The sequence below is a fragment of the uncultured Phenylobacterium sp. genome, from assembly GCF_902826855.1.
Lineage (GTDB): Bacteria > Pseudomonadota > Alphaproteobacteria > Caulobacterales > Caulobacteraceae > Phenylobacterium.
This window is the reverse complement of record NZ_CADEGK010000002.1, coordinates 15,020-37,958: the sequence shown is the minus strand read 5'-3', so window position 1 is coordinate 37,958 and position 22,939 is coordinate 15,020. Positions and strand designations below refer to the sequence as shown.

At 68.9% G+C, this 22,939-nt stretch carries 24 protein-coding genes; 13 read left to right on the top strand and 11 right to left on the bottom strand.

Annotated elements, in window-relative coordinates:
* Positions 1-44: 44 nt before the first annotated feature.
* A complete protein-coding gene (locus tag QZV94_RS00620) occupies positions 45-3,209 on the top strand; it encodes an ATP-binding protein (protein ID WP_293675855.1) in 3,165 nt (1,054 codons plus the stop codon).
* Complete coding sequence (locus QZV94_RS00615) at positions 3,206-4,111, top strand: response regulator (RefSeq protein WP_293675854.1); 906 nt, start codon at positions 3,206-3,208, stop codon at positions 4,109-4,111. The genes QZV94_RS00620 and QZV94_RS00615 overlap by 4 nt, the downstream gene beginning before the upstream one ends.
* Positions 4,112-4,250: 139 nt before the next feature.
* Here the strand turns inward: QZV94_RS00615 and QZV94_RS00610 are convergent, their stop codons facing one another.
* Positions 4,251-5,411 (bottom strand): hypothetical protein, encoded by a 1,161-nt coding sequence (locus tag QZV94_RS00610; RefSeq protein ID WP_293675853.1) that lies wholly within the window; start codon positions 5,409-5,411, stop codon positions 4,251-4,253.
* Positions 5,412-5,590: 179 nt separating this feature from the next.
* Here QZV94_RS00610 and QZV94_RS00605 point away from each other — a divergent pair, with 179 nt between their 5' ends.
* From QZV94_RS00605 to QZV94_RS00560, 10 genes are all read left to right on the top strand, one after another.
* On the top strand, positions 5,591-6,412 hold the full coding sequence (locus QZV94_RS00605; RefSeq protein ID WP_293675852.1) for an urease accessory protein UreD: 822 nt from the start codon (positions 5,591-5,593) through the stop codon (positions 6,410-6,412).
* Between the two features lie 4 nt (positions 6,413-6,416).
* Positions 6,417-6,719 (top strand): urease subunit gamma, encoded by a 303-nt coding sequence (locus QZV94_RS00600; protein ID WP_293675851.1) that lies wholly within the window; start codon positions 6,417-6,419, stop codon positions 6,717-6,719.
* Positions 6,720-6,735: 16 nt separating this feature from the next.
* Complete coding sequence (locus tag QZV94_RS00595) at positions 6,736-7,017, top strand: HupE/UreJ family protein (RefSeq protein ID WP_293675850.1); 282 nt, start codon at positions 6,736-6,738, stop codon at positions 7,015-7,017.
* Positions 7,014-7,319 (top strand): urease subunit beta, encoded by a 306-nt coding sequence (locus QZV94_RS00590; protein ID WP_293675849.1) that lies wholly within the window; start codon positions 7,014-7,016, stop codon positions 7,317-7,319. Before QZV94_RS00595 ends, QZV94_RS00590 begins: the two co-directional genes overlap by 4 nt.
* 5 nt (positions 7,320-7,324) lie before the next feature.
* Positions 7,325-9,028, top strand: a complete 1,704-nt coding sequence (gene ureC, locus QZV94_RS00585; RefSeq protein ID WP_293675848.1) for an urease subunit alpha — start codon at positions 7,325-7,327, stop codon at positions 9,026-9,028.
* Positions 9,025-9,513 (top strand): urease accessory protein UreE, encoded by a 489-nt coding sequence (locus tag QZV94_RS00580; RefSeq protein ID WP_293675847.1) that lies wholly within the window; start codon positions 9,025-9,027, stop codon positions 9,511-9,513. Before ureC ends, QZV94_RS00580 begins: the two co-directional genes overlap by 4 nt.
* Entirely contained in the window at positions 9,503-10,180 is a 678-nt protein-coding gene (locus tag QZV94_RS00575; RefSeq protein ID WP_293675846.1) for an urease accessory protein UreF, read from the top strand. Before QZV94_RS00580 ends, QZV94_RS00575 begins: the two co-directional genes overlap by 11 nt.
* Positions 10,177-10,797 (top strand): urease accessory protein UreG, encoded by a 621-nt coding sequence (gene ureG, locus QZV94_RS00570; RefSeq protein ID WP_293675845.1) that lies wholly within the window; start codon positions 10,177-10,179, stop codon positions 10,795-10,797. Before QZV94_RS00575 ends, ureG begins: the two co-directional genes overlap by 4 nt.
* A gap of 210 nt (positions 10,798-11,007) precedes the next feature.
* The gene (locus tag QZV94_RS00565) at positions 11,008-11,847 is read left to right on the top strand and encodes an enoyl-CoA hydratase/isomerase family protein (protein WP_293675844.1); all 840 of its coding nucleotides are present in this window, start codon (positions 11,008-11,010) and stop codon (positions 11,845-11,847) included.
* Positions 11,848-11,888: 41 nt separating this feature from the next.
* Positions 11,889-12,410, top strand: a complete 522-nt coding sequence (locus QZV94_RS00560; RefSeq protein ID WP_293675843.1) for a heme-binding protein — start codon at positions 11,889-11,891, stop codon at positions 12,408-12,410.
* A 112-nt stretch (positions 12,411-12,522) separates the two neighbouring features.
* On the opposite strand, the gene QZV94_RS00555 is transcribed toward QZV94_RS00560, so the two are convergent.
* The 10 genes from QZV94_RS00555 to QZV94_RS00510 form a co-directional block, all read right to left on the bottom strand.
* Positions 12,523-13,278: an SDR family NAD(P)-dependent oxidoreductase gene (locus tag QZV94_RS00555; protein ID WP_293675842.1), complete on the bottom strand. Its 756-nt coding sequence runs from the start codon at positions 13,276-13,278 to the stop codon at positions 12,523-12,525.
* Positions 13,275-13,538 carry a hypothetical protein gene (locus tag QZV94_RS00550; RefSeq protein WP_293675841.1) on the bottom strand — a complete coding sequence of 88 codons (264 nt, stop codon included), beginning with the start codon at positions 13,536-13,538 and terminating at the stop codon, positions 13,275-13,277. The genes QZV94_RS00555 and QZV94_RS00550 overlap by 4 nt, the downstream gene beginning before the upstream one ends.
* Positions 13,539-13,701: 163 nt before the next feature.
* Positions 13,702-14,181: a DNA starvation/stationary phase protection protein Dps gene (gene dps, locus QZV94_RS00545; RefSeq protein ID WP_293675840.1), complete on the bottom strand. Its 480-nt coding sequence runs from the start codon at positions 14,179-14,181 to the stop codon at positions 13,702-13,704.
* A gap of 26 nt (positions 14,182-14,207) precedes the next feature.
* Positions 14,208-15,059, bottom strand: coding sequence for an enoyl-CoA hydratase/isomerase family protein (locus QZV94_RS00540; protein ID WP_293675839.1), 852 nt, complete (start codon positions 15,057-15,059; stop codon positions 14,208-14,210).
* Complete coding sequence (locus QZV94_RS00535) at positions 15,056-15,679, bottom strand: isochorismatase family cysteine hydrolase (protein ID WP_293675838.1); 624 nt, start codon at positions 15,677-15,679, stop codon at positions 15,056-15,058. Before QZV94_RS00535 ends, QZV94_RS00540 begins: the two co-directional genes overlap by 4 nt.
* A 9-nt stretch (positions 15,680-15,688) precedes the next feature.
* Positions 15,689-16,228: a hypothetical protein gene (locus tag QZV94_RS00530; RefSeq protein ID WP_293675837.1), complete on the bottom strand. Its 540-nt coding sequence runs from the start codon at positions 16,226-16,228 to the stop codon at positions 15,689-15,691.
* Positions 16,229-16,254: 26 nt separating this feature from the next.
* The gene (locus QZV94_RS00525) at positions 16,255-17,280 is read right to left on the bottom strand and encodes an alpha/beta hydrolase (protein ID WP_293675836.1); all 1,026 of its coding nucleotides are present in this window, start codon (positions 17,278-17,280) and stop codon (positions 16,255-16,257) included.
* Between the two features lie 13 nt (positions 17,281-17,293).
* The gene (locus QZV94_RS00520) at positions 17,294-18,343 is read right to left on the bottom strand and encodes a redoxin domain-containing protein (protein ID WP_293675835.1); all 1,050 of its coding nucleotides are present in this window, start codon (positions 18,341-18,343) and stop codon (positions 17,294-17,296) included.
* Between the two features lie 118 nt (positions 18,344-18,461).
* On the bottom strand, positions 18,462-19,778 hold the full coding sequence (locus QZV94_RS00515; RefSeq protein ID WP_293675834.1) for an epoxide hydrolase family protein: 1,317 nt from the start codon (positions 19,776-19,778) through the stop codon (positions 18,462-18,464).
* 220 nt (positions 19,779-19,998) lie between these two features.
* The gene (locus tag QZV94_RS00510; protein ID WP_293675833.1) at positions 19,999-20,421 is read right to left on the bottom strand and encodes an OsmC family protein; all 423 of its coding nucleotides are present in this window, start codon (positions 20,419-20,421) and stop codon (positions 19,999-20,001) included.
* Between the two features lie 184 nt (positions 20,422-20,605).
* On the opposite strand from QZV94_RS00510, the gene QZV94_RS00505 reads away from it, so the two are divergent.
* On the top strand, positions 20,606-22,924 hold the full coding sequence (locus QZV94_RS00505) for a TonB-dependent receptor (RefSeq protein WP_293675832.1): 2,319 nt from the start codon (positions 20,606-20,608) through the stop codon (positions 22,922-22,924).
* Positions 22,925-22,939: the final 15 nt, after the last annotated feature.

Below are 22,939 nucleotides of genomic sequence, written 5' to 3'. Positions count from 1 at the left end.
CGGCCGACCTTGGACTGCGCACCAGGACCCGCCATGACCTGCCGATGACCGCCGAGCCGATCCGCGATTCGAACCCGCCCCGGCGTGTGGTGGAGCGCCGACAGCGGGTGGTGCGCACACGACGGCAATACAACCAGTGGGCCGCCAACCAGACCCTTGAGGACTTCGCGCTGCGCTTCACCGCCGAAGGCGCCCGCCGATGGCCCCTGTCGCGGATCGCCAACACCGCGCTGGGTTCGATCGCCTTCCTGGCCTGCGAGGCCGTGGGGGCGACCATCACCCTGGAGTTCGGCTTCATCAACGCGCTCGCCGCGCTGATCGCCATGGCCGGCGTCATCGTGGTGACGGGATTTCCAATCTGCTACTACGCCGCCCGCTACGGCGTGGACATGGACCTGCTGACCCGCGGCTCGGGGTTCGGCTACATCGGCTCCACGATCACCTCAGCGATCTACGCGGGCTTCACCTTCATCCTGTTCGCCATCGAGGCGGCGATCATGGCCGCCGCGCTCAAGCTGTGTTTCCAGATCCCTCTGGCCTTGGGCTATGTCATCAGCGCCGTGGTGGTGATCCCTATCGCCGCCTACGGGGTGCGTCGCATCAGCTGGATGCAGACCTGGAGCCAGCCGATCTGGCTGGTGCTGCAGTTGGCCCCGCTGGTCTACCTGGCGCTCAACCACACCCAGCTGGACGGCTGGGTCCGCTACAGTCCGATCGCCGGACGCGGGTTCGACCTGGCGATGTTCGCCTCCGGTTTTGCTGTGCTGCTCTCGCTGCTCCCGCAGATTGGCGAACAGGTCGACTATCTGCGTTTCCTCCCGCCGAAGCGGACGGACGGGCCGAACCGGGGCTGGTGGACCGCCCTGACCCTTGCAGGTCCCGGCTGGATTTTGCTGGGCGGCGTGAAGATCCTGATCGGCTCTGCCCTGGCCTATGTCGCCATCGGCCGCGGCCTGCCGTTCGCCGACGCCACAGCGCCAGCGGCCCTCTACAACATCGTCTTCCAGGGCCTGCTGAGCAGCCCGACGGCGGCCCTCGTGCTGACCGGCCTGTTCGTCGCGGTTTGCCAGGTCAAGATCAACGTCACGAATGCCTACGCCGGCTCGATCGCGGCCTCAAACTTCTTCTCCCGCCTCACCCACCGGCACCCGGGCCGAGTGGTCTGGCTGGTCTTCAACATCGCCGTGGCGCTCCTGCTCATGGAGGTGGGGATCGTCACGGTGGTGGCGAAGATCCTGACGATCTACGCCAATTTCGCCGTCGCCTGGATGGGGGCGGTCACCGCCGACCTCCTGATCAACAAGCCCCTTGGTCTCAGTCCCAAGGGCATCGAGTTCAAGCGGGCTCACCTCTACGACGTCAATCCTGTGGGCGTGGGCGCCATGGGCGGATCGCTGGCCGTCACCACCGCACTTTCGTTGGGCGCCCTGGGGTCCACCGCCCAGGCGCTGTCGCCGCTCATTGGGCTGGGCGTGGCGTTCGGCCTGGCCCCGACCATCGCTTGGCTCACCCGCAGCCGCTACTACCTGGCGCGGGAGGACAGCCTGCCCGCGCAGCCGCAGACAGAGCTGGTCTGCACGGTCTGCGAAAACGCCTTCGAGCGGCCCGACATGGCGTTCTGCCCGGTCTACGCCGGGCCGATCTGCTCGCTCTGCTGCACGCTGGAGGCGCGCTGCCACGACGCCTGCAAGGAAGACTCACAGGTGGTGGAGCAGGCCGCCGGCCTGCTGCGGCGGATCGCACCGGCTCGCCTCACCGAGGGCGGCTATGCCGTGGTGGCGCGCTTTCTGGGCGTGCTGCTGCTGTCGGCCCTGGCGCTGTGGGCGGTGCTGGGGGCGATTTACTACCAGCAAGCGCGCGGCGCGGCCGACCCCGACGCGATCCGCAACACCCTGGTAATGGTGTTCCTGGCGCTGTTCTCACTCGCCTCGTTCGCCGGCTGGTTCTTCGTCCTGGCCCGCGAGAACCAGCGTGTCGCGGAGAGCGAGAGCGATCGCCAGACGACAATGCTGCTGGAGGAGATCGAAGCCCATCAGCGCACCGACGCCGCCCTGCAGAAAGCGAAGGAGGCGGCCGAACACGCCAACCTCGCCAAGAGCCGCTACATCGTCGGCGTCAGCCATGAAATCCGTGCGCCGCTCAACGCCATATCCGGCTACGCCCAGCTGCTGGAACGCGATCCGGCGCACGCCGCCGACGCGGTCCGGGTGATCCGCCGCAGCGCCACCCACCTGTCCGACCTCGTGAATGGCCTCCTGGACATCTCGCGCATCGAAAACGGCGCGCTGCGGCTTGAGCGCAGCCGGGTGAACCTGATCGAGTTGCTCAACCAGATCGTGGACATGTTCCGCCTGCAGGCGACCAGCAAGGGCCTCGCCTTCCGCCATTCCTGGCCCGACACCCTGCCCACGCACATCTATGTGGACGAGAAACGCCTGCGGCAGGTGCTGATCAACCTGCTGTCCAACGCCATCAAGTACACCGATGCCGGCGAGGCGGCGTTGACCGTCGAGTGGCGCGGCCACACGGCCGAGTTCGTCGTCTCCGACACCGGCATGGGCATCGCCAAGCAGGATCTTGAACGCATCTTCGAACCGTTCGAACGGCTGGGCCGGGCGGCGGGTCGGCCGGGGGTCGGCCTGGGGCTGACCATAACCAAGGTGCTGACCGTGGTGCTTGGCGGCGACATCACCGTTCGCAGCGAGCTCGGCGTTGGCAGTGCGTTCACCGTCAAGCTGTTCCTCAGCGACACCCCGCCGCCGGCCAAGGGCGGCGCCGATACGATGCGGATCGGCGGCTACCTGGGCCGCCGCCGCCGCATCCTGGTCACCGACGACGACCCGACCCACCTCGACCTGGTGCGCCAGTTTCTGCAGTCGCTCGAATTTGAACTGGCTTTCGCCCGTGACGGGGAGCAGGCGCTGGAGGCGGCGCGTCGCGACCCTCCCGACCTGGTGATCATGGACATCGCGATGCCCGGAATGAACGGCTGGGACGCGGCCCGGGCGTTGCGTGACGAGCACGGCGATGAGCTATCGATCCTGATGATTTCGGCCAACGCCCACGATTTCTCGCGAGGCTGGCGCGAGGACGACCCGCACGACGACTACCTGCTCAAGCCCTACGAGGTGGATGACCTGTTTGACCGCCTGAGGACCCTGCTCAACCTGGAATGGACGAAGGCCGGCGAGGAGGCCGCATCCACGTGACACCGGACACGCGCGACCTCATCCTGGTGGTCGACGACGACGCCGAGACCCGCGACATGTTGGCCGCAGGCCTGCGCCAGGCGCAGTTCAACGTGCTGCCGGCGGCGGACGGCCAGAGCGCACTGGCCTTGGCCGCCCAGGCGCGGCCCGGCCTTGTGGTGCTGGACGCGGTGATGCCGGGTATGAGCGGCTTCGAGGTCTGCCGACGGATGAAGGCCAACCCCGACCTGGCCCACCTGCCCGTGATCTTCCTGACCGGGCTGGCGGAGACCGAACACGTCATCGAGGGCCTCCACGCCGGCGGCGTGGACTATGTCACCAAGCCGATCATCCTGGATGAACTGGCGGCGCGGATCAGCGTCCACCTGGCGACCGCTCGCATCGCGCACAGCGCCCGGGTCGCCCTGGACGTGGCTGGGCGCGCGATGCTGGCGACCGATGGCGCCGGCCGGTTGCTGTGGCGGACGCCCCAGACCGAGGCAATGCTGGCCGCACTCGGCCCCAACGACGGCGACGGCCTGCCCTCGACGCTCGGCAAGGCGCTCTGCGGCCTCATTCAGCGCCGCCACGAGGCGGGCATTCCCTCGGCCCGGATAGAGAGCGGGGCGGCGACGCTGGAGGTGGCCTATGTGGGCGGGGCGGACGACGCCTCCTACTTCCGGCTCAGCCAGCTGATCGAAGGCCGCGAGGCCAACCTGCTGCGCTCGGCGCTCGGCCTGACCATCCGTGAATCCGAGGTGCTGGTCTGGATTGCAGCCGGGAAGTCGAACCGCGACATCTCTGAGATCCTCGGCATCAGTCCACGCACCGTGAACAAGCACCTGGAGCAGGTTTTCACCAAGTTGGGGGTGGAGAACCGCGCCGCCGCAGCGGCCATCGCCACGCGGGTGATCTCCAACTGAGGCGCAGAAGAGCCGGGGCCAGATCCGCTCCAGCCGGACCTGGCCCCGCTTCGGCCGGCGAGAAAGGCGGGGAACAACCTTCCTGCACGCCGACCCCGGTCCGGTCGGCTTCGCGGAAAAACCGACCGGCGCCTTGCCTCTAGAACTGCAGCTGGACGCCGGCGGTGAGCCGGTCGTTGTCGGCGGCCCCGGCATCGACATGCTGCCAGACCGCGGACAGCCGGGCGTTGTGACCCTTGATGATGTAGTTCAGGCCGATGTCGTAGGCCTCGACCGTGGGGCCGACCCTGGGATCGAACTCCTGATAGCGGACGACTGGCTGGAACTTGCCGGGCCCGACTTCGGTCGGAAAGAGGAAGGCCGCCGAAGCCAGGAAGGCCTTGCCGTCGACGATCCCGCCGACGTTGTCGGTCGGGCCCGCGCCGCCGAAGCCGGGCGGCACGTCCAGCACCCCATCGGTGTCATAGTCGTAGTAGGCGCCCTCCAGCGTGATGGCGCCGCCGTCCATGACCTTCTTCTCGAAAAGAACATCGACGTTCCAGGCCGTGTAGTCGCCGCGGACCAGCGCGGTGCCCACGCCGTTCTTCTGGGACTGCACCGCGAACGCCACCGTGAAGATGTCGGCAGAGCCGTAGTAGGTGCTGCTGGTGTAGTAGCCCGGGTTGTCCTCGACCTCGAGGAAGTTGTAGGCGACGCGCCCCGCGAAGAGCGGCTCATGGCCCTTGTTCGACGCGGTAAGGGCCCTGTTGTGGCCGTTGAACACGCCGACGGCATAGGTCAGCTTCTTGTCGAACACCTTTCCCCAGACCGTGACCCCGTTGTCGCGCCCGGCGAACTTGGCGGGGTATTGCGACACCACGCCGGGGTAGTTCCAGGAGCTGAGGTAGTAGGGGCCGTCGAGGTTCGCGCGGTCACTCGGCGGCAGCATGCGGCCGACCCAGACGTTGAACTCATCCATCGGCTGCCAGCGGACGTAGCCGTCCAGGACCTTGATGTCGTCGTCGCCGTCCTTCTCGGTGTTGAAGGTGGCCCCGATCGTCTTGGTGACTTCGGCGTTCACGTAGAGGCGGACGCTGTCCAGACTGACATCCGTGGAGCGGGAGCCGTCGGAGGCGCCGTGCTCGTCGCTGTTGGCGCTGGCGCGGATGCCCAGGCCGATGCTGATGGACTGATCGCCGTCGCCGATCTTGATCAGTCCGCCGGCATGAGCCGCGCTCAACGGAGCCATCAGCGCCGCCGCTCCGACGCCTGCGCAGAACATGCGCCGGCAAGCATAGGTGAAGGCAGAGTTGTCTCGCATAAGTCTATCCCCCGGCACATGACCGCATCGCTCGGAGAATCTTCTCTCCGGTCCGAATGCGATCGAGATCTCAACGATCGTTTTCCTGGGCGAATTTTGAATACGTCAAAGCGCGTAGCTGCGCGGTTTCCTGCGGCCCACGTGTGGACAGGGCGATCGTCAGTCGCCAGTTTCGCCCGATGGACATGCTCCCAGCTTCCCGCGCCGCGACGCCTTCGCCGCAGCGGGCCGTGGGCGAGGGCTGGTTCCGAGCGGGGCCCGGAGTTGCGCTGGAGCGGCTCCATCAGTCCGGGTCGGCCAAGATCCGGTTCTGCCGGACCGAGGACAACACGCGCGAGGCGGTGCTGCTGAACACCGCTGGCGGGCTAGCGGGCGGCGACCGATTCGCCTGGGGCGTCGACTTGGTCGAGGGCGCACGTTGTCGGGTGGTCACACAAGCCTGCGAGAAGGTCTATCGCGCAGCCAGCGACGACCCGGCCAGTGTCGCGGTGCGGATCGATCTGGCCGCCGGTGCGAGCCTGGAATGGCTGCCGCAGGAGACCATCCTCTTCGAGGGCGCACGCCTTGAACGTCGCTTCGACGTGCGTCTGGCGCCGGGGGCGCGCCTGCTGGCCACCGAGGCGGTCGTGCTCGGCCGTCACGCCATGGGCGAAACCGCGATCCGCGCCCGGTTGCGCGACCGTTGGCGCGTGCAATGGGGTGAACGACTAATATTCGCAGACGAGCTTCGCCTCGATGCTGGGCCCTCAACAGCCGGGCGCCCTGCCCTGCTGCGCGACGCCGCCGCCTTCGCTCTCGTGCTGTTGATCGCCGAGGACGCTGAGGCCGTTCTCGACGCCGTGCTCCAGGTTCTGGGCGACAACGGCGGAGCGAGCGCATGGGACGGAAAGCTGATCTGCCGCATCGCCACCGCGGACGCACGCGACCTGCGGCAAACCCTGATGGCCGTGATGGCGGCGCTTCGCGGAGGCGCCCTGCCACCGCGTCTTTGGACGGTGTGACAGCGTGAACCTTTCTCCGCGCGAAAAGGACAAGCTGCTGATCAGCATGGCGGCGATCGTGGCGCGCCGGCGCCTGGAGCGTGGGGTCAAGTTGAACTACCCCGAGGCCATGGCGCTGATCGCCGATTTCGTCGTGGAAGGCGCCCGCGATGGATGCACCGTGGCCGAATTGATGGAGACGGGCGCCCACGTGGTGAGCCGCGGCCAGGTGATGGAGGGCGTGGCCGAGATGATCCACGACGTCCAGGTCGAAGCGACGTTTCCTGATGGAACCAAACTCGTGACCGTCCACGAGCCTATCCGGTGAACCCGAAGGGACCCCCATGAAGACAGCCGTTGTTCTGGCCTCCGCCGTGACGGCCGCGCTCCTGGCCGTCGGCCCCGCCCTCGGCCATCCCGGCCACGGCGAGGCCGTCCTTGCCTCGGGCCTGGCCCATCCGCACACCGGCCCCGATCACGTCGTGGCTTCCGCCGCCCTGCTGGTCGCCGCAAGCCTCGGCTTGTGGCTGATCGCACTACGGCTTCGCCGCCCGCCGGTAGCGCGCCTCCTCGGCGGCGTTGTCGCGCTGGGCGCGCTGGCGCTGGGCTTGATCGGCCAGCCGTGATTCCCGGCGAGATCATCCCCGGTGACGGCGAGGTCGTCCTGAACGGCGCCGCGGCGACGCTGGTCCTGCTGGTCGCCAACGCCGGCGATCGGCCGATCCAGGTCGGCAGCCACTACCACTTCGCGGAAACAAATCCCGCCCTGCGGTTCGACCGCGAGGCCGCCTGGGGGCTGCGGCTGGACGCGCCCTCGGGGTCGGCTGTCCGTTTCGAGCCGGGCCAGTCGCGGGAGGTGACCCTGATCCCCTTCACCGGCGCGCGAAGAGTGATCGGCTTCCGCGGCGCCGCGATGGGCGACCTCTGATGGCCATGCGGCTCTCCCGCGCAGCCTACGCCGGCATGTACGGCCCCACGGTTGGCGACCGCGTGCGATTGGCCGACACGGAGCTGTTCGTGGAGGTGGAACTCGACTTCACCACCTACGGCGAGGAGGTTAAATTCGGCGGGGGCAAGACCATCCGCGACGGCATGGGCCAGAGCCAAGTCACGCGCGCCCAGGGCGCCGTCGACACGGTCATCACCAATGCCCTGATCATCGACCACTGGGGCATCGTGAAAGCCGACGTGGGCCTGAAGGATGGGCTGATCGTCCGGCTCGGCAAAGCCGGCAATCCGGACATCCAGGACGGCGTCGACATCATCATCGGGCCGGGCACCGAAGTGATCGCCGGCGAGGGCAAGATCCTCACGGCCGGCGGCATGGACGCCCACATCCACTTCATCTGCCCCCAGCAGATCGAGGAGGCGCTGGCCAGCGGGATCACCACCATGCTGGGCGGCGGCACGGGCCCCGCCACCGGCACCAACGCCACCACCTGCACCCCCGGGCCCTGGCACCTGGCCCGAATGATCCAGGCGGCCGACGCCTTCCCCATGAACATCGGCTTCGCAGGGAAGGGCAACGCATCGCGACCCGAGGGCCTGGTGGAGCAAATCCTCGCCGGCGCCTGCGCGCTGAAGTTGCACGAGGACTGGGGCACGACACCGGCGGCCATCGACTGCTGCCTGTCTGTCGCGGACGAATACGACGTGCAGGCGATGATCCACACCGACACCATCAACGAAGCCGGCTTCGTCGAGGACACGGTGGCCGCCATCAATGGCCGCACGATCCACGCCTTCCACACCGAAGGCGCCGGCGGCGGCCACGCCCCCGACATCATCAAGATCTGCGGCCTGCCGAATGTGATCCCCTCATCCACCAACCCGACGCGGCCCTACACGCGCAACACGGTGGACGAGCACCTCGACATGTTGATGGTGTGCCACCACCTGGACCCCTCGATCCCCGAGGATCTGGCCTTCGCCGAGAGCCGCATCCGGCGCGAGACCATCGCCGCCGAGGACATCCTGCACGACATCGGGGCCTTCTCGGTGATCTCCTCCGACAGCCAGGCCATGGGTCGCGTGGGCGAGGTGATCCTGCGAACCTGGCAGACCGCCCACAAGATGAAGCTCCAGCGCGGCGCGCTGCCCGGCGACGGCGCGGCCGACAATGCGCGCGTGAAGCGCTACATCGCCAAGTACACGATCAACCCGGCCATCGCCCACGGCCTGTCCCGCCACATCGGCTCGGTGGAGGCCGGCAAACGCGCCGATCTGGTGCTGTGGAGCCCGGCGTTCTTCGGGGTGAAGCCCGACATGGTCCTGCTGGGCGGGTCCATCGCCTGTGCGCTGATGGGCGACCCCAACGCCTCGATCCCGACGCCCCAGCCCGTGCACTATCGGCCGATGTTCGCGGCCTATGGCGGCGCGCTCATCCGCTCGTCGGTGACCTTCGTGTCCCAGGCCGCCGTGGACGACGGCCTGGCCGGCCGTATCGGCGCCCAGAAATCCCTCCTGGCGGTGAACAACACCCGCGGCGGGATCGGCAAGGCCTCGATGATCCACAACAGCGCCACGCCCCATATGGAGGTCGATCCCGAGACCTATGAAGTACGCGCCGACGGCGAACTGCTGGTCTGCGAACCGGCGGATGTCCTGCCCATGGCGCAAAGGTATTTTCTGTTTTGACCCCGCATCGCGTCATCGAGGTGCTGGACCCCGGCCAATGGCGCGGACACGCCGCCGACCACATCTGCCTGGACTACGACGATCGCCATAGACGCCGCCTGGTGCTGACGGCCGAACACGGCACGCGGTTCATGCTGGATTTCCCGGAGAGCCGTCGGCTCGCGGGCGGCTCGGCGCTGCGCCTGGAAGACGGCCGGCTGGTGGAAGTGACGGCCCGCGAGGAGGCCCTGCTGGAGGTTCGCGCCACCGACGCGCCCGCGCTCCTGCGCCTGGCCTGGCACATCGGCAACCGCCACCTGGCGGCGCAGGTCGAAGCAGACCGCATCCTCATCCGGCGCGACCATGTCATCGCCGAGATGCTGGCGGGCCTGGGGGCGACCGTCCGTGAGCTGGACGCGCCCTTCGATCCGGAAGGCGGGGCCTACGGCGGCGCGCACATCCCGCATGGCCATCACCCCGGCCACGGCCACGCCCATGGACACTGACCCCGGCCCAGCGGCGCTTCCGGCCCTGCTGTTCGCCTGGTTCTCGCCAGCCTTCCCCACCGGTGGATTCGCCTGGTCGCATGGGCTCGAGGCGGCCGCGGCCCATCCGGCTGCGGACGAAGCCTGGCTGGGGGCGTGGCTGGAGGACGTGCTGATGCGCGGTGGGGGCTGGTCGGACGCCGTGCTGATGAACCTCGCCTGGAACGCGGGCCAGACGCGCGACGTCGGCGCCTGGCGTGACGTCGGCGTCCTGGCCATGGCCCTCTGTTCTTCACGCGAGCGAAGAGCCGAGACCCTGGGCCAGGGCGACGCTTTCGTCGCCGCCGTGCGCGAAGGTTGGCCGGCCCTGGCGCCACCGGGACTGGAAGCCACGCCCTACCCCGTCACGGCAGGGTGGAGCACGGCGGCCCTGGGCGCGCCCGCGACCGACGCCATCGCCGCCTATCTCACGGGCTTCGCCGCCAACCTGATCGCCGCCGGCGTGCGGCTGTCCCTGTGCGGCCAAGCGGGAGCGGTGCGTATCCTGGCCCGGATCGCGCCTCGCATCGCCAATCTGGCCGCCCGCGCGGCGACCGCTAGCGAGGACGACCTGGGCGGTTGCGCGATCGCCGCCGACATCGCCGCCATGCGGCACGAAACCCTGGACGGAAGGCTGTTCCTCTCATGATCCACGGTCCCCTTCGCGTCGGTGTCGGCGGCCCGGTGGGCGCCGGCAAGACCACCCTGGTGGAGAAGCTCTGCAAGGCGATGCGCGGCCGCTGGTCGATCGCCGTCATAACCAATGACATCTACACCCGCGAAGACGCCCTGATCCTGGCGCGCCTGCAGGCCTTGCCCGAGGAGCGCATCATGGGGGTGGAGACCGGCGGTTGCCCGCATACCGCCATCCGTGAGGACGCCTCCATCAACCTCGCCGCCGTCCGCGAGATGAGCGCGCGGTTCCCGGACCTGGAGGTGATCTTCATCGAGTCCGGCGGCGACAACCTGGCGGCCACCTTCTCTCCGGACCTGGCCGACCTCACGCTCTACGTGGTCAGCGTCTGCCAGGGCGAGAAGATCCCCCGCAAGGGCGGTCCAGCGATCAGCCGGTCGGACCTCCTGATCATCAACAAGACCGATCTCGCGCCCTATGTGGGCGCCGACATCGAGGTGATGCGTCGCGACGCCGCCCGCCAGCGAGGCGATCGGCCGTTCGTGTTCACCGACCTGACGCGTGTCATGGGCGTCGACCAGGTCGTCGACTTCGTGGCGGAACGCGGCGGCCTGCAGATGGGGCCGCGCTAGCGGGCCTTTTTCGTCGCCACTAAGTTCCGCCGTCAGTAGCCGTCCAACGCCCGGGCCGCCGCGTTCGAAGCGTTCGGCCGGGCGCTCACCCGGTGGCGGCGGAACGTGCGGCTGACACCTTGGTGTCGGCGAGACCTTCGTCCAATCGCGTCGCGGCCCTCAGCGCGCAATCTGTCTGCAGTCCTGCACGCAACGGCCGAGGAGGTCTCAATGAACGCCCAGGCAGCGCCTGCTCAGATCCGTGTGGTCCGGCGCAGCTCCGCCTGCTGGCGGGTCACCTTCGACAACCCGCCGCTGAACGTGATGGGTCCACAGATGGTCCGCGAGTTCGCGGGGCTGATCGATGAGATCGAGGCTGCCCCGGGCCTTCGCGTCGTCGTGTTCGACAGCGCCGTCGAAGGCGTCTTCCTGAACCACTCGGATTTCAGGGCGCCTCTGGAGGATCTGCTCGCTCTCCCGCCCGGGCCGACCGGCCTGCCGCCGTGGCCGGACTTCCTCGTGCGCCTGACCCGGGCCCCGGTGTGCTCGATCGCCCTGATCCGCGGACGGGCGACGGGCAACGGCAGCGAGATCGTCCTGTCCTGCGACATGGCCTTCGCCAGCCGCGAGACGGCGATCCTGTCGCAGTGGGAAGTCGGCGTCGGCATGGTCGCCGGCGGCGGACCCATGGCCCGGCTGCCGCAGCTCATCGGACGGAACCGGGCTCTGGAAGTCCTGCTGACGTCCGAAGACATCCGCGCCGATCAGGCCGAAGCCTGGGGCTACATCAACCGCGCCCTACCCGACGCTGAGCTGGATGACCACGTCGACGCGATCGCCAACCGGATCGCGCGCTTCGACAAGTGGGCGATCGCCCAGACCAAACGCCTGGTGAACACCAGCCTGTCGCCGGATGTCGAACTGGGCGCCGGCTGGGAGGCCTGCATCGCGTCGCTCGGCCGACCGGCGGCGCAGGAGGGCATCGCGGCCCTCACCGAGAAGGGCTTCCAGGCGCCAGGCGACGTCGAGACCCGCCTCGCCGTCCACCTCGGGCGTCTGGCGGCGCGCTGAGCCGACCATCCCCCATAGGCCCGCGCGACAATGGAGACCCCATGAAAACCCTGATCGCCGCCAGCGCCGTCCTGGCGGTCGCCGCCTCCGGCCCGGCGAGCCTGGCCGCACCGAAGCCGCCAGGCCCCTACCGCTACGCGCTCCCCCTCGACCTGGCGCTCGAGGCGTCGACGGAGGCGGTCCGCGTGTGCGGCCTGCGGGGCTACCGGGTCACCGCAACCGTCGTGGACATGGACGGCATTCCCCAGGTGGTGCTGCGGGGCGACGGCGCGACCGTCCACACCGGCCAGTCGAGCTTCGAGAAGGCGTTCACCGTGGTCACCCTCGGCCCGGAGTTCGGGTTCGACACCTCGGGCGCGCTCTTCGAACTCGTGAAGACCAACCCTTATGCGCCGCGTCTCGCCCAGGTCGATCACGTGATGGCGCTGCCGGGCGCGGTGGCTTTCTACGCCGACGGCGCCATCGTCGCGGCGCTGGGTGTCGGCGGCGCGCCAGGCGGCGACAAGGACGAGGTCTGCGCGCGGGCCGGGATCGCGAAGGTCGCCGACCGCCTGCCCCGGTGATGCCGGACGGCGCCAGACCGGATCTGACGAGGGTCATGGAGCTCAATCGCGGTCGTCGCGGCGGCGGACGTCGGGCCGGTGCAGGAGGTCCTCCGCGGCTGAACGCCGACCCCTACCAGGCGGTGGCGCCGCCCTCGACCGGAAGGTTGGCGCCCGTGATGTAGGACGCGCGGTCGGACGCCAGGAACACGGCGGCTTCGACGACCTCTTCCGGTCGACCCCAGCGCTTCAGAAGCGTCCGGCCGGTGACCAGGTCGCGCTGTGCGGCGTCCAGGTCGCCTTCCCGCGACAGGATCGCCCCCGGGCTGATGGCCACGGCCCGGATGCCGAAAGGCGCGCCTTCGACCGCCAGCTGGCGGGTCAGGGCGATGACCCCTGCCTTGGCGGCGGCGTGGGCCGCCATGGGCGGTTGCGGGAAGCCGATTAGACCGGCCACGGAGCTGATGTTGAGGATCACCCCGCCGCCTCGGGCCACGAGGTGTGGCCAGGCAGAACTGGTGACGTAGAAGACGCTGTCCAGTTCCACGGCGAACGTGGCGCGCCAGTCCTCGACCGGCATCGCCGACACTGGGCCGAAGCGCGGCCCACCCGCGTTGTTGTAGATGACGTCGAGACCGCCGTAGCAGGCCGCCGCGGCATCGACGAACCGCCCGACCGCCTGCGGATCCGTCAGGTCCACAGGCGCGAACCCGGTCATCTGTCCGCCGGCCGCGCGAACCGCGCGAACCGTCTCCGCATTGCCGGCGTCCTGGAGGTCGCTGCCAATCACCCGGGCGCCCTCCCGCGCAAAGGCGAGGCAGGCGACCCGCCCCTGGCCGCCGGCGGCGCCGGTGATGAGGGCGACCTTTCCGTCGAGCAATCCCATCATGGTCTCCAGTTCGTAGGCTGTTGCATCGCTGCCGCTCGTGGGTCGGGATGCGACGCAGGGGTCCGGGGTCCCCCGCGACAGGCCGGGTCCGGATCTGCGCCGCCTTCGCCATCCCAGCGCATCACCTCCAGGTCGTCCTCAGAGGCGGCGGGGGCTTCGTCGGGGGTCAGCAGCCGGGGCGGGCGGCCGGCGGCCGCGCCCTCGAAGACGATCTCTTCGAAACTATCGATCTGGGAGGTCTGGATGGCGATGCGCGTCATGTCGGGCTCCGTCTCATGGCCCGGCCCGGACCACGGGATATGTCGGTAGGGCATCGGGCGGCACAAAGACGCCGCGCCTCCGGCGGGCGGGGGTTGGACCGGAGGCGCGGCGCAGGCCTCGGCTCGGGGGAAGCCGGGGCGGGTGGCGGAGGCGCGGCGCACGTCAGGCGCCGCTCAGATGCGCCTCCACGAACCAGAGCTGTTTGTCGGTGGCCCGGGACACCTCGGTGAGCACGTCGGCGGTGTCGGCGTCCGGGAGCGCGGCCGCAGCGTCGATGTCCGCCCGCAGGCTCTTGCCGAACTGAGCCAGCACAGCGGCGATGGCCCGAAGGTGGTCCTCGCCCGCCACCGTCTGCAGCGCGTATTCGTAGAGCTGGGTCCTGACGGCGGTAGTCTGCACCCGGCCGTCGGCGACCCCGCCCAGCGTCGCGATACGCTCCGCCAAGGTGTCGGCGAACCCTTCGACCTCGCCGTGTACCGCGTCGAACAGCTGGTGAAGTCCGAAGAAGCCCATGCCGCGCACGTTCCAATGGGCCTGCTTGAGCTGGGCGTCGAGGTCGAGGGCGTCGGAAAGGCGCGCCTGGAGCAGCCGGATAGCGGCCTTGCGCGTGTGGTCGGGGATGTCGATCCGGCTGGCGTACATGTTGGAGTGTCTCCCGAAACGAAGGATCAAATGGCGGGGCGAGTGGGTGCGGGGCCGCGCTGCAGCTCGGCGAGGCGGCGGCCGAAATTCAGCTCGAAGTCACTGCGCTCGCCGTAGCCGAGCGCGTCCAACGGGCCGCGGCGCGCCTGCGCGGCGGGGCGACCAAGTGCGGCGAAGAAGGCCTGGTTGCTGGCCTCGAACGCCTCGCCGTCAGGCACGCCGACCCGGTTCACGAGGGCCTTGAGCGCACCCATCGTCTCGCGGTCGAACGACGCCAACCGGCGCGCCAGGCTGTCGACGAAGGGATCCAGGGCATCGTCGTCCAGGGCCCGGTTGACCCAGCCGTAGCGCTCCGCCGTGTCGGCGCGGAAGTCGTCGCCGCTGAGCACGATCTCCAGGGCGCGGGCGCGTCCGACCAGCCGAGGCAGCCACTCGAGCGCGCCGCCGCCGGGCGGCAAGCCGACGCCGACCTCCGGCTGGCCCAGGATCGCGCGCTGGCGGCTCGCGAAGCGCAGGTCGCAGGCCAGGACGAACTCGCTGCCGACGCCGCGCGCGCGGCCCCGGATCTTGGCGATGCTGATCACCGGCGAGCGGCTGAGCCGGAGCACCACGTCGATCCAGGGCGACTGGCCGCTCGGCCCGGGCTCGCGGGGCATCTCGGCGGCCCCGGCGGTCTCGAAATGCGCGATGAAGAAGTCCGGGTCGACGGAGTCGAACACCAGCACCTTTACGCTCTGATCGGCATCGACCGCCGTGACCAGAGCCTGCAGCTCCACGATCGCGGCCGGCGGCAGCAGGTTGATCGGCGGGTTGGAGAAGGTGGCCCGCCAGATCCCCGGCTCGGACCGGTCGACGGTGAAGAAGCCCTGCGCGCTCATGCGACCGCCTCCGCAAGCTCGGCGAGCAACGCGGCGGTCTTGGTGATCGCGTGCGCGTAGGTCGGCCCGTTGACCTCGTGCGCCGAATGCATCGCCTCGGCGCTGAACGCCGCGGTGGCGTCCTTCACCAGGGTGACGTGGTAGCCCAGCTCCATCGCGAAGCGGCCCGTGGCCTCGAGGCAGGTGTTCGCGATCAGCCCGATCAGGATCACCCGGCCGATTCCGTACTGCTTGAGCTGCATGTCGAGGTCGGTATTGGCGAAGCCGCTGGCGCCCCAGTGCTCGTGGATCACCACATCGCCATCCTGCGGCTGGAAGTCGGGATGGAACGTCCCGCCCCAACTGCCCTTCTCGAAGATCCGGCGCTGGGCGCCCGCGCGCTGGTAGGGCGTCGTGTGATGCCAGTGGGCGTAGTCGCCGTCCTCGAAGCGGTGGTGCGGCACGAAGAAGATCTTCAGGCCAGCCTCGCGGGCGGCCGCGACGATGGCGCGGAGGTGGTCGAGGAGGTTCACCTCCTCGGCGATCAGCTTCAGCTTGGGCCACGATTTGCCGCCCTCGCTGAGGAAGTCGTTGTACGGGTCCACCAGCAGGATCGCCGTGGACTGGGGCGAATGGGTCATGGCGCGACCTCAGGCGGCCGCGGCGGCGTGACGCTGGGTGAAACGCTCGAGGCTGGCCGCGAACAGCGGCGTCTCGCCGGCGTTGTGGGCGGCGCTGTAGGGCGCACGGCCAGCGCGAAACACCTCGAAGGGGATCCCCTGGCGATCGAGGTACGCCTGGAACTCCTCGGTCGGGTAGGTATGCACCCGGTTGGTGAACTCGCAGCGCCCGCTGCCCAGGCTCTTCACGCTGAGCTCCCACACCACGACCATGGTGGTGCGGCCCGCGGCCGTGAACAGGTCGGAGACGGACTTCAGCACCAGGCGGTGCGGCGTCGCCTCCTGCTCCACGTAGTGCTGCACCATCGGCGTACCGCCGATCACCTCGACGTTGATCGACATCCGGCGCCCGTCGGGGGCGGTCGTGGCGCCGGCGGCCACGTGCGCCGGCGAACAGCCCTGGTATTCGACGTCCGGCAGGCTGAAGCACCAGGCCGGGATGTCGACGGCTTCGATGGGGGCGTTGATCACGGCGGTGAAGCTCGTGTCGACGATGACGTTGTCGTCCATGAGGTGCGCTCCTTTCGGGGTGGGGGTCAGAGGCGGGCGACATCGAGGATCGCGCGGGCGAAAGCCTCGGGCGCTTCTTGCGGCAGGTTGTGGCCGACGCCGCCGGGGACCAGGCGGTGGGCGTAGGGACCGGTGAACTTCGCGGCATAGGCCGCCGGGTCGGGGTGAGGCGCGCCGTTTGCGTCGCCCTCCAGCGTGATGGTCGGGACCCGGATGGTCGGGGCCGCCGCCAGCCGGGCTTCGTCGGCGTCGTAGCGCCGCTCGCCGTCGGCCAGGCCCATGCGCCAGCGGTAGTTGTGGATCACCACCGCGACGTGGTCGGTATTGTCGAAGGCGGCGGCGGACCGTTCGAAGGTAGCGTCGTCGAATGACCACTTCGGCGAGGCCAGCCGCCAGATCAGCCGGTTGAACGGCCGGCGGTTCGCCTCGTAGCCGGCGCGGCCGCGCTCGGTGGCGAAATAGAACTGGTACCACCACTGCAACTCCGCCTCCGGCGGCAGCGGCTTGGCGCCGGAGGCCTGGCTGCCGATCAGGTAGCCGCTCACGGCCACGAGCCCCTTGCAGCGTTCCGGCCACAGGGCGGCGATGATGTCGGCGCTCCGCGCACCCCAGTCGAACCCGCCCAGGATCGCGCTGCCAACGCCCAGCGCATCCATCAGGGCGATGGTGTCGAGCGCGACGGCGGTGGGCTGGCCGTTCCGGAGGCTGTCCGGCGAGACGAAGCGCGTCGCGCCGAAGCCGCGCAGATAGGGCACGATCACCCGGTAGCCCTCGGCCGCGAGCCGGGGCGCGACGTCCTCGAAGGCATGGATATCGTAGGGCCAGCCGTGCAGGAGGATCACTGGGTCGCCGCCGGGCGGCCCGATTTCCGCATACGCGATCTCCAGGGCGCCGGCGCGGGCGCTGCGAAGGGGTGGGAAGGCCCCGGACGGGGTGCGCGTTCCGCCGGATCCCGCCGCGGCGACTGCGGCCCGGCCCGGCCCCAGGGCGGCGGCGGAGATGACGGCCGCCCCCAGCAGCCGACGGCGTGACGTCTCGAGGTTCGTGGACATCCGGATTCTCCCGCTAGCCGAAGGTGAAGCACCAGACGCGCGCGCCGGCGGCCTGGAATTCGATCGTGAAAGTGCGGTCGCCGACCGGCCCGGCCTGTCGGATCAGTTGGTACATGCGCGCCTCGCGCAGCTCGCCCCGGCCGGCCGCGTCGACGTCCCAGCCGTGGTCGGGCCCGGGCGCGGCGCCATCCAGCGATACACGGACGCGGACCGGCCGGTCGCCGGGGCCCGGCCCCATGACGAGGTGGAGGTCGCGGGCGTGGAAGCGGAAGGCGATGGCGCCCGGCGCGGCGCCGGCCTCGGCGAATTCGGAGCGCACGGTCCAGTCGCCCGACAGGCTCCAGCCGTTCAGCGGCAGGCGGGGGGGCGGAATGTAGCCATGGGCGACATCGCGGCGGAGGCCGCCGCCGGCGAAGGTCTCCGCCTTCGCGTAGCCGGTGTAGCTCTCGGGCGAACGGAGGTCCTGCCAGTCCGGCGCCGCCTGCGGACCCTCCCCCGCCACCGGCTGTATGGGGTCGTCGACCCGTTCGCCGCGCGCTCCGCTCAGCAGCGACTGCAGGACGCGCTCGGTCCTGTCGTACTCGCCCTCGCCCTCGCCGAGGCGCTTGTGGCGGACCCGGCCTTCACCGTCCAGGACGTAGAAGCCCGGCCAGGCGTTGTTGCGGAACGACCGCCAGATCGCGAAGTCGTTGTCGATTACGACCGGATAGCGGATCCCCAGGTCGGCAACCGCCGTCCGCACCCGCGGCAGCTCGTGCTCGAAGCTGAATTCCGGGGCGTGCGCGCCGATCACCACCAGTCCGCGGTCGCGATATCGATCGGCCCAGGCGCGCACATAGGGCAGCGGCCGCAGGCTGTTGATGCAGGTGTAGGTCCAGAAGTTCAGCAACACGACCCTGCCGCGCAGGTCCGCCGCCCGGAGCGGCGGCGTGTTCAGCCACGGTCCCGCGCCGGCGAAGCCGCGCCAGGCATCGGCCGGCGCAGCGCATGCGGCTAGTCCTGGCGCAACCGCCAAGGGCCCCGCGAACAGGCCGAGCGCCGCGGTCCGGCGGCTCGGCGTCATGTCTGTGCGGTCTAGGACAACGGGCATGGCGCGGGGCCGCCTTGGAGCTGAGGAGTCTGAAAAGAAGGGGGGCGGATCGGCCCGGGGAGGCGCGCCGATCCGCCGGTCCGGCGGTCTGCTAGGCCTTGTGCAGAGGCCGGAACGCGTCCCGCAGGTCCTCGCTGAGGCGCTGCGGCTGTTCCCAGGCGGCGAAGTGGCCGCCGCGATCGTGCTTCCGGTAGAAGATCAGCTTCGGATAGGCCCGCTCCGCCCAGGACTTGGGGGCCTGGTAGAGCTCATCCGGGAAGGCGCTGACCGCCACCGGGATGCGCACGCCCTTGGGAGCGAAGAAGGGCAGCTTGCTCTCCCAGTACAGCCGCGCCGAGGAAACCGCCGTGTTGGTGAACCAGTAGAGCGCGACGTTGTCGACGATGTCCTCCTGGCTCAGGCCTTCCTTCTGGCCGGCGAAGACACGGGCGATGAGCTCCTGGCTCTTGGCGTCATGGTCCAGCATCCAGGCCGCCAGGCCGATCGGCGAGTCGGCCAGCGCGTAGAGCGTCTGCGGGCGGTTCGCCATCTCGTTCGCGTAGCCCAGGCCGTGCTTGTAAAAGCTATCGAGCTGGTCGAAGGCGCGCCGTTCGTCGGCTGTCAGCCCCGACGGGGCCGGGGTCCCAAGCTGCAGCGCCTTGGCCACGTCGTCCGGGACGGTCGCAGGCATGTTGGTGTGGATGCCCAGCAAGCCCTTGGGCGTCAGCAACGCCATCTGCTCTGTGACGGCGTTGCCCCAGTCGCCGCCCTGGGCGACGTAGCGGCCGTAGCCCAGCCGCTGCATGAGGATCACCCAGGCCTTCGCAATCCGGATCGGATCCCAGCCAAGCTGCGCCGGCTTGCCGGAGAACCCGTGGCCGGGCAGCGAGGGGATCACGACGTGGAAGGCGTCCGCCGCGGTCCCGCCGTGGGCGGTCGGATCCGTGAGCGGTCCGATGATCTTCAGCTGCTCGATGATCGAGCCCGGCCAGCCGTGCGTCACGATGATCGGCAGGGCGTCGGCGTGCTTCGACCTGATGTGGAGGAAGTGGATGTCGACGCCGTCGATCTCAGTGACGAAGTTCGGCAGGTTGTTGAGATAGGTCTCGCAGCTGCGCCAGTCGTAGTTGCTGGCCCAATACTGGGCGAGCGCCTTCACCGTAGCCAATTGCACGCCCTGGGAGTCGTCCGCGACGAGTTCCTTGTCCGGCCACCGTGTAGCCAGGATCCGACGCTTGGTGTCGTCGAGCAGGCTCTGCGGCACCTGGATGCGATAGGGACGGATGGCGCCGCTCCCGCTGCCGCCGACGGGCTCCGGGGCCAACCCCACCACCTCGGCCGCAGCCGGACCGGCCAAGCCGAACGCGCCTGCGGTGGCTGAGACCGCAAGGAAATGACGCCGCGTCTTAAGTCTGGATTCCGATGACATCTCGCCTCTCCTGATGCGGGTCGCCGATCTCCGGCGCCTCCACTAACAGGAAATAATTTGATGACTATTCACGCTGATATCTATTGAACTATAGTATAGTATATACCTTCGTATTGGTCGTTACATCAAATAATCTAAGAATTTATCTAAACGTCATCGAACACCGCCGGCGCGGGCCGGCGGCGTTCAAGCTCCAGGACCTAGGGGATCGCCTGGGAACCTAGGTCAGCTGCGCGTCGAGTGTGATCTCGGCCTTAAGCACCCGCGAGACGGGACAGTTCTGCTCGGCATCAGCGGCCACGCGTGCGAACGTGTCCTGGTCGAGACCGGGAACGTCGGCCCGCACGCTGAGCGCCGAGCGGGAGATTCGGAACCCGTCACCCTCCTGGTCGAGCGATACGGCGGCTTCTGTGGCGAGCTCCGTCGGGACGTAGCCTTCAACCTGCAGGCGGAAAGCTAGCGCCATTGTGAAGCAGCCCGCGTGCGCCGCGGCGATGAGCTCCTCGGGATTGGTCCCGAGCTTGTCCTCGAACCGGGTCCGATAGGAGTAAGGGCTGGCGTTCAGGACGCCTGAATCGGTGGTGAGGTCCCCGTCGCCATCGCGGCCCGTGCCTCGCCAGATGGCCTGCGCCTTGCGAATCATCGTCTGCTCCTCGTCGCCCGGTCGGCTGCGGCCCGTGTGGATCAAAGTCCAGCCGGTGCGGAACCCAGATGCTGGCTGACGGCGCAAAGGTCCATTGTACCAAGGTGTCGCCGATACCTTGGTACAATTGCCGCCGGTGGATCCCCCGACCGATCCTGCCCCTGTCCTGAAGGGGGAGTTGCGGATGCGTCGAAGAGGCCTCGCGTGCGCGAGCGGCGCCGTCCTGGCGGCCGCGGTCAGCTTCGGCACGGCCAGCGCTGACGAGGCCGGCGTCGAACCCATCCAGGAGCTGGTGGTCACCGCCCAGAAGCGTGAGCAGGCGGCAGACAGCGTCGGGATGGCGATCACGGCCGCGGGCGCAGAGACGCTGCGCCTGCGCGGCATCGACGCCGTAGCCGACCTCCCGCAATTGGTCCCAGGCGTGACCCTCCAGGAGAGCAATTTCGCCTCGACGTCCTTCAATCTGCGCGGAGTCGGCTTCTTCAACAGCGATCTGGCGACCTCTCCGGCAGTGACGGTCTACCTGGACGAGGCGCCGCTGCCCTACCCGGCCATGACCAAGCTCGTCGCCTTCGACCTGGAGCGGGTCGAGGTTCTCAAGGGACCGCAGGGTACGCTGTTCGGGCAGAACGCCACCGGCGGCGCTGTCAACTACATCGCCGCGGCGCCGCGCAACGATCCCGAAGGGGGGGTGGAGGCGACCTACGGCCGTTTCGATCGGATCCGGGTGGGGGGCTACGTCACCGGACCGCTGACGGGCGACCTGTTCGGGCGTCTTGCGGTGCAGGGCCGCTGGGGAGATGGCTGGCAGAAGAGCATCACCCGACCGGGCGACCGGCTCGGCCGGATCGATGAACTCCAAGTGCGGCTCAGCCTGGAGTGGACCCCCAATCCGCGGCTGACCAGCGGGCTCACCTTGACCTACACGCACGATGGGTCCGAGACTCCGGCGGCCCAGTTCATCGCGGCTCGCCCGGTCGTGCCGGCGCTCGCGACCCCCGGGCTCCTGACCTTCCCGACTGTGACCAAGCCCCGGGCCGCCGACTGGAGCGTGTTGCGCGTCGATACCGGCGAGACGTTCCCCTACTCGAGCGACACAACCTTCCTGCACGTGAGATGGCGGAACGATTTTCAGCTTGGCGAGCGGGTGACCCTGACCTCCTTGAGCTCCTACGCCTATCTCGACCTTGAGTATGGCCAGGACCCCAATGGTACGCCATTCAACCTCAATGAGGTCATCGACAGGGACGGCCAAGTTTCATCGGTGTTCCAAGAGCTGCGCCTGGCGGGTGAACAGGGGCGCCTGACCTGGCTGGCGGGCGTGAACTACGCGCATGACCGAGCCAAGGACCAGCCGCTGCAGACGTTCCGCGATGTGGATCTGGCGCAGCTTTACGAGTCGATTGACCCCCAAGCCTATGCAGACGTGAACCTGCTGTTCAGCCGCGTGCGGGTAAACACCTACGCCGCCTTCGGCCATGTGGAATACCGGCTTTCCGACGCCCTGACGGTCGAGGCGGCCTTGCGCTACAACATCGATCGTCGGCGCTTCGACAGCTGTACGCTGGCCCCCTCGGACCACTTTGCGCGCTTCTGGAATTTCTTCCGCAACGGAGCGTCGCCAGTCACCCAGGTCGGTGACTGCACTGTGCTCGATCCGGCGAACGGACTGCGTCCCGCGCAGAACGTCCACAACAAACTGAACGAGAACAGCCTCTCCTGGCGGTTCGGAGTCACCTGGACTGGACGGCCGGGGCTGCTGGCCTACGCCAACGCCAGCAAGGGCTACAAAGCCGGCGCCGTCCCGGTCGCCGCCGCATCCACCACGACCCAGTACGACCCCATCCAACAGGAATCGCTGATCGCCTACGAGGCGGGGGTGAAGGCGTCATTGTTCGAGGGCCGCGCTCAGTTCAACGCGTCCGGCTTCTACTACCGCTACCGGGACAAGCAGCTTCGCGGCGCCTTCGAGGATCCCAACTTCGGCCCGTTGGAAGCCCTGGTCTCGATCCCGAGGTCGCACGTGATCGGCGCGGAAGCCCAGCTGGTCGCCCGGCCGATCGAAGGCTTGACCTTGGACACCTCGGTCACCTGGCTGCACAGCGAGATCGACCGCTTCGTGGGCGTCGACGGGCTCGCGCAGATTGGGGATCAGGCCGGGACACCCTTCCCGTTCGCGCCCGAATGGCAGTCCGCCACCAACCTCGACTATGAGTTCGCGGTGACGGAGGCCTGGGGCGGATTCGTGGGCGGAAGCCTGACCTATCGCAGCCGCACCTGGGCTGGCGTGGGCGCTCCCCAACCCCTGCGGATCGGCGGCTACGCCCTGTTGGACGTTCGCGCGGGCGTCGAGAGTTCGGACGGGCGCAGACGGGCCTGGATCTGGGGGCGCAACGTCACCAATGCCTACACTTGGAGCAACGTCTTCCTGAACGCCAATGTGCTGGCCCGCTTCGTCGGCCAGCCCGCGACCTACGGGGTGTCGGTCTCCGCACGCTTCTAGTGGCCTCGGGGGCGC

Excerpts from the sequence above, each read along its gene's own strand:
- QZV94_RS00620 (WP_293675855.1), top strand. The coding sequence starts at position 45 with ATGACCGCCGAGCCGATCCGCGATTCGAACCCGCCCCGGCGTGTGGTG.
- QZV94_RS00610 (WP_293675853.1), bottom strand. The coding sequence starts at position 5,411 with ATGCGAGACAACTCTGCCTTCACCTATGCTTGCCGGCGCATGTTCTGC.
- QZV94_RS00605 (WP_293675852.1), top strand. The coding sequence starts at position 5,591 with ATGGACATGCTCCCAGCTTCCCGCGCCGCGACGCCTTCGCCGCAGCGG.
- QZV94_RS00595 (WP_293675850.1), top strand. The coding sequence starts at position 6,736 with ATGAAGACAGCCGTTGTTCTGGCCTCCGCCGTGACGGCCGCGCTCCTG.
- ureC (WP_293675848.1), top strand. The coding sequence starts at position 7,325 with ATGCGGCTCTCCCGCGCAGCCTACGCCGGCATGTACGGCCCCACGGTT.
- QZV94_RS00575 (WP_293675846.1), top strand. The coding sequence starts at position 9,503 with ATGGACACTGACCCCGGCCCAGCGGCGCTTCCGGCCCTGCTGTTCGCC.
- ureG (WP_293675845.1), top strand. The coding sequence starts at position 10,177 with ATGATCCACGGTCCCCTTCGCGTCGGTGTCGGCGGCCCGGTGGGCGCC.
- QZV94_RS00565 (WP_293675844.1), top strand. The coding sequence starts at position 11,008 with ATGAACGCCCAGGCAGCGCCTGCTCAGATCCGTGTGGTCCGGCGCAGC.
- QZV94_RS00560 (WP_293675843.1), top strand. The coding sequence starts at position 11,889 with ATGAAAACCCTGATCGCCGCCAGCGCCGTCCTGGCGGTCGCCGCCTCC.
- QZV94_RS00555 (WP_293675842.1), bottom strand. The coding sequence starts at position 13,278 with ATGATGGGATTGCTCGACGGAAAGGTCGCCCTCATCACCGGCGCCGCC.
- QZV94_RS00550 (WP_293675841.1), bottom strand. The coding sequence starts at position 13,538 with ATGACGCGCATCGCCATCCAGACCTCCCAGATCGATAGTTTCGAAGAG.
- dps (WP_293675840.1), bottom strand. The coding sequence starts at position 14,181 with ATGTACGCCAGCCGGATCGACATCCCCGACCACACGCGCAAGGCCGCT.
- QZV94_RS00540 (WP_293675839.1), bottom strand. The coding sequence starts at position 15,059 with ATGAGCGCGCAGGGCTTCTTCACCGTCGACCGGTCCGAGCCGGGGATC.
- QZV94_RS00535 (WP_293675838.1), bottom strand. The coding sequence starts at position 15,679 with ATGACCCATTCGCCCCAGTCCACGGCGATCCTGCTGGTGGACCCGTAC.
- QZV94_RS00530 (WP_293675837.1), bottom strand. The coding sequence starts at position 16,228 with ATGGACGACAACGTCATCGTCGACACGAGCTTCACCGCCGTGATCAAC.
- QZV94_RS00525 (WP_293675836.1), bottom strand. The coding sequence starts at position 17,280 with ATGTCCACGAACCTCGAGACGTCACGCCGTCGGCTGCTGGGGGCGGCC.
- QZV94_RS00520 (WP_293675835.1), bottom strand. The coding sequence starts at position 18,343 with ATGACGCCGAGCCGCCGGACCGCGGCGCTCGGCCTGTTCGCGGGGCCC.
- QZV94_RS00515 (WP_293675834.1), bottom strand. The coding sequence starts at position 19,778 with ATGTCATCGGAATCCAGACTTAAGACGCGGCGTCATTTCCTTGCGGTC.
- QZV94_RS00510 (WP_293675833.1), bottom strand. The coding sequence starts at position 20,421 with ATGATTCGCAAGGCGCAGGCCATCTGGCGAGGCACGGGCCGCGATGGC.
- QZV94_RS00505 (WP_293675832.1), top strand. The coding sequence starts at position 20,606 with ATGCGTCGAAGAGGCCTCGCGTGCGCGAGCGGCGCCGTCCTGGCGGCC.